The following is a 16,707-nucleotide window of genomic DNA, read 5'->3' as shown; positions in this document are numbered from 1 at the left end:
TTTATGGCTCTGGAGAATCCGGTATTCGAAGATTTAATGAAAGGCTTTGACAGCCGTTTGACGCATTCGGGCATAGACGGGGAAAGAGTGGCAAGAAGGCTTTATGAACTGTCGCATATCGGCTATACCCAAATTGGAGGAGTGAAGCGGCCGGGATTTTCAGATGAAGAAAAAATGGCAAAATCATTAGTGAAGAAATGGATGTTCGAAGCTGGGCTGGATGTTATGGAAGACGGAGCTGGAAATATAAGAGGCAGGCTCGCAGGGAAAGATTCAAAAGCGAGAGCCGTTGCTTCCGGTTCCCATGTAGACAGCGTACCGAATGGAGGGAATTTTGACGGCCCTCTTGGCGTTTTATCTGCTTTAGAAATAGTGGAAGCATGGAAAACATTGAATTACATTCCTGAAGTCCCTTATGAAGTCATCGTTTTTTCAGACGAAGAAGGCTCGCGTTTTAACAGTGGATTAAGTGGAAGCCGTGCAATGATCGGAGCCATCGAAGATGAGGAAATAGCTGGAATGCGTGATTATAATGGAGATAGCCTGGAGCAGGTTTTAGCCCATTATGGCAGCAGCATTCAACAGTTCAAAGAAGCGAAGCGAGATATAGGGGAACTGGAATTGTTTGTGGAAGTGCATATAGAGCAAGGGAAAAAATTAGAAAAAGCGGATCAGCCGGTTGGCATTGTGAGCGGAATTGCGGGACCAGCATGGTTGGAAGTTGAATTTGCGGGGGAAGCAGGTCATGCAGGTAATACGCCGATGATTGGCCGAAGAGATCCGTTGGTCGCAGCAGCCGAATTTATCCAACGTATACCTGAATTCCCAGGTGCGATCAGCGAATCTGCAGTGGCGACCGTCGGTAAATTAGAAGTTCTTCCAAACGGCATCAATGTGATTCCTGAAAAAGTGGTGCTGCACGCCGACATCCGTGACATTTACGAAGAAACAAGAGATGCACTTTTAAAACGGATCATCGAAGAGGCAGAGTCGATTGCCAAAAATCGGAATATTCATCTCACAATTAAACAAAACACGAAGATCAAACCGGTTCCGATTGAGCAAGAATTGCAAGCCCAATTGGCAGATTCGCTACGGAAATTCGGTATTGAACCGACTTATATTCCAAGTGGTGCAGGCCATGATGCGATGATTTTAGGCCGCTATATCCCTGTTGCGATGCTATTTGTCAGAAGCAAGGATGGAATCAGCCATAATCCGAAAGAATGGTCGTCTCTAAATGACTGTATTTACGGAATCCATGTGTTAAAAGACTTTATCGAAAGCAAAATGGACGAAATTAAAACTAGTTCAAACTGAATATCGTTTCATTTTCTCACTTTAAAAATCCTGCTTTCTATGAAAAGCAGGATTTTTATTTTAAATAATATAAAAATTTAAACTTTGATGTCTATTTGATAGAAAACAGGGTATATATGTAAAAGAACAATAAAAACAGTAAACTTCTGGGAGGCGATAAAATGGTATCTGCATTTAATAATGTGTCTGATTCACGAGCTTTTACGGAACATAAACTTTTAAAGAAATCGAGAGATTGTTTTGCTAGCGAATCTGATCGGATAGCTGAAACAGGCGAAAGGTTTATGAAATACTTCATGAAGAACGCTACAAAAGAAGGTGTATTGTTTAAGACGATCAAAGAAATTACGACGGAAATGAATACGCCTCACCAAACCTTAACTCGAGTTTTAAAAACGTTGGAACACAAACAAATCATTTATCGCCGAAATGGAATTATCGGATTATGGAAAGATTAAAATAAACTCTCTCTTCTAAACTGAAGAGGGAGTTTATTTTATGAAAAAGCATTTTCATAGGTCTGTCTTTCTCAATATATATTATTAATAGTTCATTAAGACTATTTAAGACCCTATAAATATTTTTTGGGATGTTTTTAAAGTCTAAATACTCAAAGTAAATAAAGAAAATTTCATTTTTTTTTGAAAAAGTGTGGATAGAACTAATGTTTTATGATATAAATGAACTATAATTATCTGAATTTTTAGAAATAAATGTTTATTGTTGAATTGATATCTCTCCCCTTGTCCAATCCTCTGCTCCGAGAGGGCAGCCGACTGAGTCTATTTCTTAACTTTAGAGATACAGTTTGAGCTATTGTATCGGAAGTTCATGGGAATAATAGAATTCTACCCTCACCTCCTTATTGAAACCTTTTTCACGGTGAAACTTATGTTGGTTTGATTGGATAGAAGTTTGACGAGAAACACTCCGTATAGAGATAAAGTGAATAGTAGAAATGACGAATTTTTTTAGTTGAAAACAGGGGTGAGTAGAATGTTTGAGGTTGTATCCATACATGACCATATGCGCTGGGAAAAGATACTCCATCTTTTTCAAGCATCCGATATCTATTGCACAAGCCAATATTATTTAAGTGCCATGAAATTGGATCCGGGAGAAGCGTTAATGTTTTACTATATCGATGAAGAAGGTGAAATCGCTTATCCTTTTATCAAGCGGGCGATTGAAGGACAATCTTCATCCTATTACGACATAACTACGCCTTTCGGCTACGGCGGCCCTTTAGTTAGGGCAGTGAAAAACATGCCGTTATTGATCCAAAACTTTCTTCACGTGTTTTCAGAATACTGCCGGCAAGAAAATATTATTGTCGAATATATCCGTTTTCATCCGTTAAAAGGGAATGCGGAATTGTTTAAAGAACATTTGAACCTGCTGCCTGTTTATGAGACTTTTACCCTTCAGTTGGATCCTGTTTCAAAAACTTCCTCTATTCAGTCTAATGAGCAATGGGAGAACGGCTTTGTTATAAAAAAGCTAGGGACAGTCCGGCATATGTTTGAGTTTCTAGTGCTCTATTATTCAGGTGTCAGGAGAAAAGAAGATGCGGACAGCTATTATTTCTTTACCAATGATTATTTTGAAGCGCTAATTAGCTCATTAGGTCCAAACCTGCATTTATTTGGTGCTTATCACAAAAACAAATTAATCTCCGCTTCCTATGTTCTGACTTTAGGCAATACCATTTACCATCATCTCGAAGGGAATCTGGAAGAGCCTGAATCGGAAGATGCGACGAAGATGCTTTTATTAAAAATAGCGGAGTGGGGAAGAGACAATTATTATGAATTCTTCCATCTTGGCGGCGACTATTCTGAAATTGAAAAAGAAAGCAGCGGGGTAAAAGCAGAAATCAGCAATATGCCGGCTTCTGTATTTTATATATGTAAAAAAATACACAATAGATCCATCTATAAACAATTGATCTCTGAAGAAGAATCCGATGTGATAAAGCGCTATCGCAATATATGAGAAAAAGAATGCCAGGCATTCGAACATCTATATAATACGGGGGAGGATTATTTATGAGATACTTGCAGTATAAAGGCTTAGTTGAAAGAGAGTATAAAAAATCATTGAGAAAAGTCATGCATGATTTATGTGTGGAAGAAGGGCTTACGGCATCCGAAGGGGCAAAAAAACTAGGAATAGCAAAGGAAGTTTTCTCGTACTGGCAAAGATATTACCGGTTTGAACCTAGACAGATGCTATTTGATCAAACGATTGATGGGTTAGAAGGGATGCAGGAACTTTACGCCGTTGAAGCGAAAGCTGCAGAATTTTCAAAGCCGCTTCAATACGAAAAGGAAGAATCCATCAAAGGGCTGGAAGAATTGATCGAAAGAATGATCAGCTATTATAAATTCCTGCATTATAAAACAGAAGGAATGGCGACAGAAATAGCTAATTTGCCTCTATATGAATTTAGCTATGTAGTCGTTGAGCGCTATCGGAACGGAGAGCTACTAAAAGAAGTAAAAGAAAAGGCAGCAACAGAAAAGTAAAGTTAACTAGATAGGATTGAACCAGATGCAACCGTTTACTGTAAAAGCAATCGAAATTATTGCGCGTATCCCAGAAGGGAAAGTAATGACCTATGGACAAATTGCAGCTCATGCTGGAAGTCCAAGAGGTGCCCGGCAAGTTGCGAGACTGCTCCACAGCATGAGCAGAAAACACGGATTGCCGTGGCATCGTGTTGTTAATGCCCAAGGAAAGATAGTTGTACAAGATGAAGAATCCCGTTTTGCCCAGCTTCATTCCCTTCAAGAAGAAGGTGTCGAAGTGGCGCAAAATGGGATTGTTGATTTGAACCAGTATCGATACGACCCTTCGCATTGAATTTTAAGCAATCCTTTCCGTAAATAGTTTAACGGTGTTTTATTTTAACAAATAAGGGTAAATAGAATACTGTGGCTTTTTAAAAGAGAGGATTTTAAAAATGAAAAATGAACATAAACCCGTTATTGGGATAACTGCACGTGTAGAAAAAGATCAAATGTATTCGTTGGATCCCGTTTATGGACGTGCCATCCTGCAAGCAGGCGGCTTGCCATTAATCGTTCCGATTGTAGACGAGGAAGATATTCCTTTGCTTTGTGAACGATTAGATGGATTGATCGTTACAGGCGGAGGAGATATTAATCCGACTCTTTACGGGGAAGAACCGCATATCCGCTTAGGAGCGGTTTATCCGGGCAGTGATCAATATGAAAAAGAACTGATCTTAAATTTCCTTGAATTGGATAAACCGTTTATCGGCATGTGCCGAGGCATGCAGATGCTGAATGTCTCATTAGGCGGAACAATCTATCAAGATCTAGAAGCGCAATATGAAGGGACATTGTATCAGCATAAGCAAATGGCTATGCGGACACACCGGACCCATTCAGTGACGCTAGAGGATGAAAGCCGCTTGATCAAAATTATGGAAGAAAAAACGTTTAACGTAAACTCTTTCCATCATCAAGGGATCAAAGATGTTTCTGACAAGCTGAAAATTGCGGGACGCGCGGCGGATGGACTTGTGGAAGCGTTAGAAAGTGAAAACCATCAATTTGTCATGGGTATCCAATGGCACCCTGAAGAATTTGCTTTGCAAGGTGACGAAGCTTCAAAAAAACTCTTTAAACGATTTGTAAAAGAATGTGCAAAAGATAAAGCGCAAAATCAATAAAAGAATCAAATATATAATGTAAAAGGCATGCGCCCGGTAATTTCCGAGGCATATGCCTTTTTACATTAGTCAGACCCTTTCATTCAATCTTTTTAAAGTGTCGATAGTGATTTCTTCGGGTATGGAAAAGCTAAAAAGGGAGGTGGAAGAGCATGAATCGGATTTTTGGTATATTAGTCATCATTGGCGTGCCATTAGCCGTTATTGGATCTTTTTTAGAATGGCCGAGTATCGTTATGTTTATCCTTTGTTCAATCAGTATTATCGCTTTATCCAGTTTTATGGGACGCGCGACTGAAAGTTTAGCAATAGTGAGTGGACCGCGTATCGGGGGACTGCTAAATGCTACATTCGGTAATGCGGTAGAACTGATTATTTCAGTTTTTGCGCTCCAAGCGGGATTGGTCGGCGTAGTTTTAGCATCTTTAACGGGTTCTGTGCTTGGCAACCTGTTACTTGTGGGCGGTTTATCTTTCTTCTTGGGCGGCCTTAAATTCAAAAGACAGAAATTCAGCATTCAAGATGCTTCGCACAATTCCGGTTTGTTGATATTTGCTGTTGTCGTCGCATTTGTAATACCAGAAATTTTTTCGATGACCATGACAGATCGTGAAACTATCCAGTTAAGCGTCGGTATTTCCATCATTATGATTCTATTGTATTTGGCAGGGTTGATCTTCAAATTGGTTACTCACCGAGGGGTTTATACCCACACAGAAGCCGAGAATGAAGAAGAGCGAGAAGAGCCGGAATGGACGAAGCCAAAAGCCATTATCATTTTATTTGCGGCTACTTTAGTGGTTGCTTTTATTTCAGAGAATTTGGTCCATACATTTGAAGAAGTAGGAGAACAATTTGGCTGGTCTCAACTATTTATCGGGGTTATTATCGTAGCGATTGTCGGTAATGCAGCAGAACATGCTTCTGCCCTAATGATGGCAATGAAAAACAAAATGGATGTCGCGGTTGAAATTGCCATTGGCTCGACCTTGCAAGTAGCCATGTTCGTAGCTCCGGTGCTCGTATTGATTTCTTTGTTTATGCCAGACCAAATGCCACTGGTTTTCACAATTCCCGAACTCATAGCGATGATTACGGCTGTGTTTCTTACCATTAATGTAACGAATGACGGGGAATCGAATTGGTTTGAAGGGCTGACCTTATTGGCTGCCTACCTAATCATGGGCATCGGCTTTTATTTGCTGTAAATTATCTGTGACTTTCGACATATTCTTCCTCGTTCTCAAGGAATCATGGTAAAATAAATATATTAAAAAAAAGGCGGTGGTTTCCATAGGAACTATATCTTTAAATAACAAATACATTAAATCGTTTGTAGAAAAAGATGAACTGACGGCTTTACAAGATTTCGTTGAAAACGCACATAAAAAAATTCATGAAGGTACAGGTGCTGGGGCTGAGTACCTTGGATGGCTGAACTGGCCATCAACTATGGATGAAGCAGAAATATCCCGTATTGAAGAAACGGCATCAAAATTGCGCGAAGATGTTGAAGTTCTAGTTGTTATCGGAATTGGCGGATCGTATTTAGGCGCTAAAGCGGTACAGGAATTGTTAAGTCCAGCATTTGGCCGTAAAGGACTGGAAGTTGTGTATGCAGGCCAGCACATTAGCGGCAGATACCTGGATGAATTGCTTGCTTATGTTGAAGGCAAAAAAGTAGCTGTAAATGTTATCTCGAAGTCAGGGACAACGACAGAACCAGCCATTGCTTTCCGGAAACTTAAGGCGTGGATGTATGAAGCGTATGGGAAAGAGGAAGCAGCCCGCCGCATTATTGTTACAACGGATGAATCGGCTGGGGCGCTTCGCAAAACAGCTGATGAAGCAGGATACGTTTCATTCGTGATTCCGGGTGACATCGGCGGACGCTATTCTGTGTTAACTCCAGTAGGCTTGCTGCCATTGGCGGCGGCCGGCGTAGATATCCGCGAGTTGTTAAACGGTGCCAAACAAGCGGAAGCGGATTTGATCTCCACCAATTTAGAGGAGAACGCAGCTTATTCTTATGCAGCTTATCGCCAAGTATTGAATGCCCGCGGCTATTCGACTGAAGTAATGGCAAGTTTCGAACCTGCTATGGCAGGCATGAATGAATGGTGGAAACAATTATTTGGTGAAAGTGAAGGCAAACAAGGCAAAGGGATTTTCCCGGCATCGGTCATTTATTCAACAGATTTGCACTCGCTTGGCCAATACTTGCAAAACGGTCGCCGCATGTTATTTGAAACCATGGTCAGTTTTACAGAAGACCAGCAGCAAAGCCAAATTCCCTTCGATGAAGAAAATGGAGATGGCTTGAATTATCTTGTGGATAAAACGTTGCATGAAGTGAATCAGCAAGCGCTAAATGCTACAGCTATGGCCCATCATGACGGAGGCGTGCCTATTCTGCAGTTGGAAATTCCAAAACTGGATACCTATCATACTGGCTACTTACTGTATTTCTTCATGAAAGCTTGTGCCATGAGCGCTTACCTCTCAGGGGTCAACCCATTCGACCAACCTGGAGTCGAGCAGTACAAACAAAACATGTTCCAGCTTCTGGGGAAACCGGGATACGAGAAATAAAAAGCGAAAAAGCAGCTGCCTTTAAACTAGGCAGCTGCTTTTTCGTATTCATAGGATTAAGCTTGGAATTTGTTTTTAACGGACCAAGGTTCAGGAACGCGGTGTTGAACTGCAACATCTTTTCGGATTGACCAAGGTTCAGGAACGCGATGTTGAACTGCAACATCTTTTTTGATTGACCAAGGTTCAGGAACACGGTGCTGAACTGCAACATCTTTTTTGATTGACCAAGGTTCAGGAACACGGTGCTGAACTGCAACATCTTTTTTGATTGACCAAGGTTCAGGAACACGGTGCTGAACTGCAACATCTTTTTGAATCGACCAAGGTTCAGGAACACGGTGCTGAACCGCGACATCATCACGAACAGACCAAGGTTCAGGAACGCGATGTTGAACGGCATTATCATTTTCTTCAGTAGTAGTAAAAATGGTAGCAGATAAACTTGTTAACATTAATGCTGAAGCTAAAATAATTTTGGACATTTTCCTCATTGAGATCACTCCTATTTAATTGTAATGATGTTCTTATAGGCCAAGCGAGAATTGTTAAAGGCAGAAGACGAGTCTTTATACCTTCCTTGATTATAGTATAGATTACCCAACAATCCATAATAATAACCAATTTCATAAAAATTATTGTTTACATTTAAACTTGGTATAAAGGTTGAGATTACTAGATTTTCAAACTCTTCAAATTCTTCATTCAAATAATGGGATAAGCACATAAATTCTATGATCGCTTCTTTAAATGCATGATTGGTTGGAGAGTCAATAGAAAGATTTTTTTCAGCCACTATTGCTAAACCTTTCTTTTGCCAAACTGTAGCTTCTTCAACATTTCTTAATTCAAGATTACATTTGATTATTAAACAGTAGCTCAATAATAAATCTGCTGTATATTCTGCAGGTATGTAATTTAATGCAGAAGATACATGATGTAAACTATCTTCAAAATTTTGGAAGAGGTAAAGTGAATATCCGACATTAAACTCTGTAGTAAATCTTAAAATATCAATTTCAAGCTTTCTACCAATTGTTAAGGCACTTTGGAAATGCTCTGTGGCAATTTTAAAATTTCCTATTCTTTGCTGAGTCATAGCAATATTAAGGTGACATTCTACTATCCGCTTTGGTATAAATTCTTGTTGATAAATTTTCAATGCCAAATCAGAGTATTTGAATGCCAAATCTGTATCCCAACATTGAGTTGAAGATATACCGATAGAATAGTATAAGTCCCCTAGTTCAACAGAAGCTATATTTGAAGGTGCAATTTTCTCAGCCATCAAGTAAGTTTTTAAAGCTGTTTCATGATCGTTTAAAATATAATGATAATTTCCATTGTATTTATGGAAGAGGTAAAATTGCTCTTGATTCATGAATTCTTTAAAGCGTTCCATCTCTTTTAATTTTAATTCTGCGGTATCTAGATCACCTATGACAATGAAATACCGAATTTGTTGAATGCTATATTCTAACTCAATATCTTCATTCACATGCAGCAGCGGATGATCTTTAATATCGGAATACTGCTCCATGATCTTTCCTTTGTTCTGAGGATGTACTAATGAAGATTTAAAGTTTTTAACTAAAACTTTTCCCACTGGATTGTCTTTAGGAGCCAGAGGGATTTCGAGTTTTTTACACAAGGCTTCTAAGTCAGCTAAAGAAGGTTCTTTTAAACCGGATTCTATTTTTTTAAGTTCTCTAGGAGAGAGGATACCGGAAGCAACTTCCTCTAAGCTGATTTTTTTCTTTAATCGGTGATACTTCAGGCGCAACCCAGTGTCCATTGATTCTCTCCTTTCCGTTTGAATGGGCAGAACTTCAAGCATCCATGTAGGAGAGTTTCTTTCTAGCTTTGACGTTGGCTCCGGGAAGTAATGCATAGAAAGATTGTTAAGTACTATAGTTTCCGCCTCCACAACTTATATTGTACGAAAATGTAATATCTTTAATCCATGATATCATCAATTTTCAAAATATACTGCCTTTTTAATGCCTATTTTTTGTAAATTAAATAAAAAGGAAGAATGACCTAGGCAGAAATTTATTAATTGGATTAAATGGTTAATATATCTAAAAACTTTTTCTCGGCTTTTATAATAACATATTAAATAAATATTAAAATGATTAATTTCGCATTACATAAATTAAAATTAAAAATTTTTACTTCTTTTGCAGTGAAGATATACCTGTAAAATCTTCCTCTTAGTTTAAGGTGCTGATGGTAAGGGGAAAGCAGTAACAAATACATTAAATAATTGATGGAGGTTTTGAGGATGGCTACTGATAAAAAAGTGTTAGCGGTTGTATTTTCTGAAACAGATTTAATCCATAAACTCGAAGATCTTAAAAAGAATGGTTATGGGGAAAAAGATCTTCATCTGCTTACTCAGGATTCAGATCGCCTGGACGACATCGATAATGGAAGTGATATAGATGTGCAAAAAGCTGGTTCTTTTAAAGATAAGTTCAAAGGCTTTATCACAGGTGAGGGAAGTGTACGCGGTGGTGTGAAATCTTTGGATCTTTCCGAGGAAGAAACGAAACGGTATACAGCAGACTTAGCTAATGGTGGAATACTGATTTATGCAGATGAGCGTAAAGGAATTGAAGAAGTCATAGAAGGAAGCGCTTTTAAGGACAGAGAAGGAAATCCGGTGGAATCTTCGACAAATGAATTCGTAAATTCGGTAGATAATAATTTTGATGAGCAAGAAGACCGGTTTGCTAGAGGAGAAACATTCCAGCAAGATCCAACCTTAATGAAAGAACCGCACCATGTTTCCTTCAGTACGCAACAGAAGCCGGAAATTGAAAAAGAGCGTGGATCAATGACAGACGCTGAAAAACATTCCTCAAGCGATAAAAAATACAAGTAGAATAAGATTCAAATATAATCCACTTATCGTCTGAATGTTTCAGTACTCCTTTATATCGGGTACATGAAACAATAAGACGTTTGACAGGAGGCTGAATTATATGGAGACAGATCGCGAGTTTATCGTGCTATATAGCCAAGAGGAAATGCGCAGCAAAATAGAGGAGCTCAAATCCCTCGGCTACCGTGAGGAAGATTTTCACGTATTGGTCGACGACGAAGCTGTTTTAAGCGCTGAAGACACAAGCCGTATCGATGTACACGAAACCGGCACGCTCGGAAATACATTTAAAACGATGTTTACTGGAAGAGACGCGGTCAGAGAAAAGTTAAAAAGCTTGGATCTGGAAGAGCGGCAAGTTGACCGTTATGAAGAAGAGTTAGAAAACGGAGCGATTTTACTGTATATGGACAAATCGCTATCGAAAGGAGATCGGAACACTATGGCCTTAAATGAAAAAGAAAACCATGGAAAAGATGAGATCTATACTTCTGAAGTTTTGCGCGAAGAACAATATGGAGTGCCGGGATACCAGGATGAAGCAAAAGATTCACGTGTCAAAGGAGAAAACATTCATCCTACGACCGGTTCAGAAACAGCAGATGAAAGCGAACCAAAAGAAAAATTGATGGAACACGAGCCTGGAATTGGATCAGGTGAAGGAAGCGACCTTTTAGATCAGGATGACGGCGTTAATCGCAGGGAAGATGAACAATCGCCTGGAGTTGATCCGAATTTAGGGCCAGCGCCTTTTGGCCGCGATTCGGAGGAAGAACACCTTTTAAACGATACTCCTCGCCGCGATGATTATGAAAATGAAAAGAATCCGAGAGATGGCCGTAAACTCCATGAAGACGTGGATAAAAAAACCGGCACTCCTCCAACCCCTAGATTATTTTAAAAAAAGCAACCTCATTTTCTTAATGAGGTTGCTTTTTTGGTTTCATTTGATAAATGGCAATCCCGAGAATAGCCGCGATGGCAGCAGGGGTTATCCATCCGATGCCTTGTGTATAGAAAGGAAGGAACCCGAGTCCCTCATCAATGACTGCAAAGTGGATGCCTGCTGCTTTTAACCCATCTAAAATACTAATGATCCCTGTCACACTAAGCGCCATTATATACACAAATGGCTGCCTTCCAAAACTTCTATCAATGAAGGATAACAAGACCAATACAATGGCAACTGGATAAATCATTAATAGGACTGGCAGTGAAACGGAAATTAACTGAGTTAAGCCGATGTTCGCAATAATCGTGCTGAATCCGGCGAAAATAAATACATACATGACATACGAAAATTTAGGGAAGATTTTATTGAGAAATTGTGCAGTAGCAGAAACCAAGCCAATGGAAGTTGTCAGGCAGGCAAAGATGATCGCTGCCGCTACAATAATTCCGCCGAATTCCCCGTAAAGTACTCTCGAGGCCAAAGCGATAATGGTACCGCCGTTATCATGGAATCCAATTGCCTCAACACTCGTAACCCCGATATAACTTAAAGAAAGGTAAACTGCAGCAAGACCAGTCGCCGCAATAATCCCTGCAAATACAGTAGTTTTGAGAATGCTTTTCTTGTCCGTCACACCTTTTGCTTGAATGGACTGGATAATCACGATTCCAAAAACGAGAGCAGCAATTGCGTCCATCGTTAAATAGCCTTGAAGAAAACTTTCAAAAAATGCTTCCGTCTGATAGTTGCCAACCGGTTCGCCGATTTGTCCTAAAGGGGTTATTAGGCTTTTAACAGCGAGAGAACCGATAATCAGGATTAAGATTGGCGTAAGTATTTTTCCGATTCGGTCAACCAGTTTTGTGGGATTTAAAGCAAATAAAACGGTAATTGTGAAAAAAATGATGCTGAATACGAGTAATGGCCAAAATGATTTCTCTAAACTTGCAGGGAGAAAGGGGAATACCCCAATTTCAAAAGCGACAGTAGCGGTGCGGGGAATCCCAAAAAAGGGCCCAATGGCTAAGTAAACGACAAAAGTGAATATTAAGCCGAAATAGGGATGCACTCGTCCCGCAATTGTTTGTAAATCACCGCCGACTTTAGCAATAGCTAATATGCCCAGTAAAGGAAGTCCGACTCCGGTTAAAAGAAAGCCGAAAATCGCAATTCCAATATTGTCTCCTGCTAATTGGCCCAAGTAAGGTGGGAAAATAATATTGCCAGCTCCTAAAAACAAGGCGAATAGCATGAGGCCGACTGTAATGGACTCTTTTAGAGTAAGCGTTTTCTTTTGCATAATAGACTCCTTAATTTATCTGTTTGCATAGAAATCTATTATAGCTGAATTCAATAAGTTTTGAAAACTTAATCTAGCAGAAATACATAGACACATATATTGGAACGGACTCCAATTTCGAGAGCCAGAAAAATGAAAAGCCATTTCTGCTTAAACGAAATGGCTTTGCGCTTTTATGCTTTTATTAATGTGGTTAAAGTATTTTTTGCGGTTTGCTGAACGCTGGTGCATAAATCTTGTTCTGCCAAGCGCTTTAAAGTGGAAAGGGGAGTGATTGGATTTTCTGCTACCGCTTTTCGCACTTCAGCATGTTGATCGAGGGATAAGTCAACAAGTAATCCTACACAAGAAATCGATTTGGCTAGTTGGGCGCGATTTTCAAATTCCATTTTCAGAACATCTGCTTCATCCCAAGGAGACCAGTCACGTAAGCTTGCATAAAAATCGATATTGCTATCCATTGTTTAGGTTTCACTCCTATAGTGAATTATTTTTGATTTATAAGAATATTATATCACGTATTATTTAAAATGAAAGGAATTTAATAAGGTTAGGTGCTATATTAACTATTAATGCCAATTCAATAGCAGTGTCATATTTCTTATAAGACTCCTTATTTTTTCTCATGTCTATTTTATATTACGTTCAAAATAGGTTATTTCGGATTGTTTTATTGAACTACTATTTTTTATTGATCTATTGCAGTTTACAGAACTGTATTTAATAGGCAATATTCTAAGAAGAATACTTCAAAAGAACCTTGTAACAAATATTTACATATAGTATATTGGGTTCAGGAAATTGAAAGGAATGTTTCTTTGAAAAAATTATCTTTTATTTTGTCTCTTATTGTTGTTTTGGCATTGGTTATTTCTTCACCGATTTTCAACACAAAAGCAGCTGCTAGCTTTACGGATGTAAACGACCGCTATAAAGAAGCCGTCGATCACATGGTCGAGCAAGGGTATACAAAAGGAATCAGTGCAACTCAGTACGGCACGGACAATCAAATCACTCGTTTAGATGCAGCCGTCATGATTGCAAAAGTCCTTGGCTTTAATGAATCTTCAACGACTCCGTCTGCCGGCTTTACCGATGTACCGGATAACCGAGCTTGGGCCGTCGATGCATTATTCAAGGCAGGCGTCATCAACGGAAAGACAGCAACTTCTTTCGGCAGCTATCAAAATATGACGCGTGGAGAAATGGCGATCGTCTTGTCTTCTGCTTATAAATTATCTGCAAGCTCGGATTCAATTCCATTTACCGATGTCAACTCGCGTTACTTGAGTGCAGTTGCAGCGTTAGTGGAAGCAAAAATCACGAATGGCAAAGGACCGACAAAATTCGGAACAACTGATAATATAACCCGTGGAGAATTTGCCATCTTCATATTTAAAGGAGATAATCTCTCAAAAGATTTGACCCCTCCGGAAGTAATATCAGTGGATTGATATTTTTCTGAAATTTGCACTTTTAGTGGTTGTGATTAAGGATAGGTATGGTAAAATAGAAATTGTAATTAACCTGTTTTTACTATAAAAGTGCAATGGCTTGGTTGAAGCGAGAAAAGGAATCCACAAACTTATTTGTGGATTCCTTTTTTTGTCGAAAATTTAAATTATTGCTTGTGAAAATACACTTTGGGGAGTTATTGGATGAAATTTAAAAAACTACTGACTGTTTCTTTGGCTGCCGGACTCTTATTATCGATGCAAGTAAAGCCTGCAAATGCAGATGTGCTGTCGCCTGGAGTAAATTATGTAAATGAAAGCAAAAGCGTATCTGGAAAAGCTCAACGCATCAATCGAATGACGATTAACATGAATGCGCCTTATACAACAATCAATATGGGGATTTCGAATCCGTTTACAGCGCTGTCAACGACTTCAAGTTTAAGCCGCTTACATACGAAAGAACAAAATCACGTGATTGGCGCAATTAACGCTTCGCTTTTTACATTCGAATCGGGACTGCCTACATATTTGTTAGCAGAAGGCAATAACATCGTTAATTTAGGTGCTGTTTCAACAAATTACAATGATTTCATGCATACCCCGGCAGCTTTTGGCGTCACTGCCGATAATAAAGCGAAAGTCGGTAAGTATGATCTTTCGTATAGTATCTCTCATCATGGGAGAAGTGAACAGCTAACTTCACTAAATAGAGAACGCAATAACGGGGAAAGTATTTTATATACTTCAAGTTGGCCGTATGAAACTACAAGAACTAATAGTACCGGTTTAGAAGTAGTCGTATCAACTGACAGTTCAGTAAACACTGGGCATGATTTTGGTGAAACAATTCAAGGTAAAGTTACAGCCATTCGCCCTTACGGGCAATTTACAAGTGCTACAATTCCTCAAAAAGGATATGTTATTTCAGCAGTGAAAAAAGAGGAAGTCGACAAAATTCGTGACTTAAAAGTCGGTGACGCAATCGGGTTGACAGTAGATGTAGAAAAACAATGGAAAGGCTCTAAATTCATGTTGGCAACAGGACCGCTGCTTGTTCAAAATGGTGCTGTCGATTTATCGATTGATTTGAATAGCCCTCGAGTAACACAGCGGACAGCACGCACTGCAGTCGCAACAAATGCCGATGGTTCCAATGCTTATTTCGTCACAGTGGACAGTGGGGTGGCAGGAAGTTCAGGCATGACCTTGACTGAATTTGCGAGTTATTTAAAGTCAATAGGAGCTTATAACGCTATTAATCTGGATGGCGGGGGCTCTACTACAATGGTTGCCCGGAAATACGGCGATATCTTGCCGACTTTGGTTAACCGGCCGTCTACAGGCTACGAACGCAAAGTTTCTTCTATATTAGAAGCAGTTAGCACAGCTCCATACGGTGTTGGTACTTATGCAACAGCTTCACCGAAACAAGCTGGAAGCATTCCGGTAGATTCGACACTTGGATTCAAAGTGGATAAAGTCTTGGATCAATATTACAATACCTTGCCGATTGACCAAGCGAAATTGAAATTGATTTCAGTTTCTGGCGGTATTGGCAAAATTGAAAATAACCAGTTTATCGCGGTTAAAGAAGGGGCAGGAACTGTCACTGCTAAATATGAAAATGCTTCAATTACTATTCCGGTCACAGTAATACCTAAAGTTTCTGACAAACCCATAGCGTTAAGTGCACTGGATTCAACTAGCGGCTTATCTGCAGAAGCAGCCCGTGGTACGGCATCGATTTCTACAGAGAAAACGATTGCTTCAAAAGAGGGAAGCGGGTCGGTTAAATTAGCATATGATTTTACTTCTTATAAAGACGGAGTTTCAGCAGCTTATCTGAAATGGAATAGCCCTTACCAAATACCAAATCAGCCGAAACGGATCGGTGCATGGGTATACGGAGATGGCATGAATCATTGGCTCCGCGGTTCTTTGACCGATGCAAATGGCAAAGAAGTTGTAATTGACTTTACTGCAGAAGACAAATTGGATTGGGTAGGCTGGAAATATGTTGAAGCAAACATCCCGACAACTGCTGCAGCGCCTTTCAGCTTAAACAGAATCTACGTTGCGGAAACGAAATCAACGAAAAAGACAAAAGGTTCTGTATGGATCGATGGTATTCAAGCACTTTATACGACAGCTAAAACTGTTCCGGAAAGTTTTGTTCCGGATCCATCTGTACGCATTGAAAAAGCGGATAAAAAATTCACGGTAACATTTTCACAGCCGATGAATGCAGAATTTATACACGGGAAGTATGTGTATGTTGAAGATCAATATGGCGTACGCCAAGCAGTGACTGTAAAAAAAGGGGCTACCCCGACTCAATTAATAGTAGAAGCACCTGCTAGCGGCTACAAGAGTGGACAAAATTATCAATTGGTCGTCACGCATTTTGTGCCAAACTCTTCTAATATCAAAATGGTGAAAGACCATATTACCGAATTTAAAATTCAATAAGAAAAAGCTCAGCGCTATGCTGAGCTTTTT

At 39.5% G+C, this 16,707-nt stretch carries 16 protein-coding genes; 12 read left to right on the top strand and 4 right to left on the bottom strand.

What is annotated here, in order from left to right; translation table 11 throughout:
• Nucleotides 1–3: 3 nt before the first annotated feature.
• The 8 genes from AC2EXB_RS13840 to AC2EXB_RS13805 all read left to right on the top strand — a co-directional run bounded on the left by AC2EXB_RS13840 (nucleotide 4) and on the right by AC2EXB_RS13805 (nucleotide 7,612).
• A complete protein-coding gene (locus AC2EXB_RS13840) occupies nucleotides 4–1,320 on the top strand; it encodes an allantoate amidohydrolase (protein WP_483602008.1) in 1,317 nt (438 codons plus the stop codon).
• A 161-nt stretch (nucleotides 1,321–1,481) separates the two neighbouring features.
• Complete coding sequence (locus AC2EXB_RS13835; RefSeq protein WP_483602007.1) at nucleotides 1,482–1,778, top strand: replication/maintenance protein RepL; 297 nt, start codon at nucleotides 1,482–1,484, stop codon at nucleotides 1,776–1,778.
• 538 nt (nucleotides 1,779–2,316) lie between these two features.
• Nucleotides 2,317–3,315 carry a GNAT family N-acetyltransferase gene (locus tag AC2EXB_RS13830; RefSeq protein ID WP_483602006.1) on the top strand — a complete coding sequence of 333 codons (999 nt, stop codon included), beginning with the start codon at nucleotides 2,317–2,319 and terminating at the stop codon, nucleotides 3,313–3,315.
• A gap of 53 nt (nucleotides 3,316–3,368) precedes the next feature.
• Nucleotides 3,369–3,848: a hypothetical protein gene (locus AC2EXB_RS13825; protein ID WP_483602005.1), complete on the top strand. Its 480-nt coding sequence runs from the start codon at nucleotides 3,369–3,371 to the stop codon at nucleotides 3,846–3,848.
• Nucleotides 3,849–3,873: 25 nt separating this feature from the next.
• Nucleotides 3,874–4,185: an MGMT family protein gene (locus AC2EXB_RS13820; RefSeq protein ID WP_235196817.1), complete on the top strand. Its 312-nt coding sequence runs from the start codon at nucleotides 3,874–3,876 to the stop codon at nucleotides 4,183–4,185.
• 100 nt (nucleotides 4,186–4,285) lie between these two features.
• Nucleotides 4,286–5,020, top strand: a complete 735-nt coding sequence (locus tag AC2EXB_RS13815) for a gamma-glutamyl-gamma-aminobutyrate hydrolase family protein (RefSeq protein WP_235196816.1) — start codon at nucleotides 4,286–4,288, stop codon at nucleotides 5,018–5,020.
• A gap of 152 nt (nucleotides 5,021–5,172) precedes the next feature.
• Entirely contained in the window at nucleotides 5,173–6,228 is a 1,056-nt protein-coding gene (cax, locus tag AC2EXB_RS13810; RefSeq protein ID WP_483602004.1) for a calcium/proton exchanger, read from the top strand.
• An 85-nt stretch (nucleotides 6,229–6,313) separates the two neighbouring features.
• The gene (locus AC2EXB_RS13805) at nucleotides 6,314–7,612 is read left to right on the top strand and encodes a glucose-6-phosphate isomerase (protein WP_483604755.1); all 1,299 of its coding nucleotides are present in this window, start codon (nucleotides 6,314–6,316) and stop codon (nucleotides 7,610–7,612) included.
• Nucleotides 7,613–7,668: 56 nt separating this feature from the next.
• Here the strand turns inward: AC2EXB_RS13805 and AC2EXB_RS13800 are convergent, their stop codons facing one another.
• Nucleotides 7,669–8,106, bottom strand: a complete 438-nt coding sequence (locus AC2EXB_RS13800; protein ID WP_483602003.1) for a hypothetical protein — start codon at nucleotides 8,104–8,106, stop codon at nucleotides 7,669–7,671.
• An 11-nt stretch (nucleotides 8,107–8,117) separates the two neighbouring features.
• Nucleotides 8,118–9,407, bottom strand: coding sequence for a helix-turn-helix domain-containing protein (locus AC2EXB_RS13795; RefSeq protein ID WP_483602002.1), 1,290 nt, complete (start codon nucleotides 9,405–9,407; stop codon nucleotides 8,118–8,120).
• 489 nt (nucleotides 9,408–9,896) lie between these two features.
• On the opposite strand from AC2EXB_RS13795, the gene AC2EXB_RS13790 reads away from it, so the two are divergent.
• Nucleotides 9,897–10,499, top strand: coding sequence for a YflT domain-containing protein (locus tag AC2EXB_RS13790; protein WP_483602001.1), 603 nt, complete (start codon nucleotides 9,897–9,899; stop codon nucleotides 10,497–10,499).
• 100 nt (nucleotides 10,500–10,599) lie between these two features.
• Nucleotides 10,600–11,400: a YflT domain-containing protein gene (locus AC2EXB_RS13785; protein WP_483602000.1), complete on the top strand. Its 801-nt coding sequence runs from the start codon at nucleotides 10,600–10,602 to the stop codon at nucleotides 11,398–11,400.
• A gap of 19 nt (nucleotides 11,401–11,419) precedes the next feature.
• On the opposite strand, the gene brnQ is transcribed toward AC2EXB_RS13785, so the two are convergent.
• Nucleotides 11,420–12,751, bottom strand: coding sequence for a branched-chain amino acid transport system II carrier protein (gene brnQ / locus AC2EXB_RS13780; protein ID WP_483601999.1), 1,332 nt, complete (start codon nucleotides 12,749–12,751; stop codon nucleotides 11,420–11,422).
• A 173-nt stretch (nucleotides 12,752–12,924) separates the two neighbouring features.
• Entirely contained in the window at nucleotides 12,925–13,212 is a 288-nt protein-coding gene (locus AC2EXB_RS13775) for a hypothetical protein (RefSeq protein ID WP_483601998.1), read from the bottom strand.
• A gap of 357 nt (nucleotides 13,213–13,569) precedes the next feature.
• On the opposite strand from AC2EXB_RS13775, the gene AC2EXB_RS13770 reads away from it, so the two are divergent.
• Together AC2EXB_RS13770 and AC2EXB_RS13765 are read left to right on the top strand one after the other, a co-directional pair.
• On the top strand, nucleotides 13,570–14,205 hold the full coding sequence (locus tag AC2EXB_RS13770; protein ID WP_483601997.1) for an S-layer homology domain-containing protein: 636 nt from the start codon (nucleotides 13,570–13,572) through the stop codon (nucleotides 14,203–14,205).
• Between the two features lie 204 nt (nucleotides 14,206–14,409).
• Nucleotides 14,410–16,677, top strand: coding sequence for a phosphodiester glycosidase family protein (locus AC2EXB_RS13765; protein ID WP_483601996.1), 2,268 nt, complete (start codon nucleotides 14,410–14,412; stop codon nucleotides 16,675–16,677).
• Nucleotides 16,678–16,707 lie beyond the last annotated feature (30 nt).

It is taken from the genome of Planococcus alkaliphilus (assembly GCF_057031095.1).
This window is presented reverse-complemented; position numbering and strand designations above follow the sequence as displayed.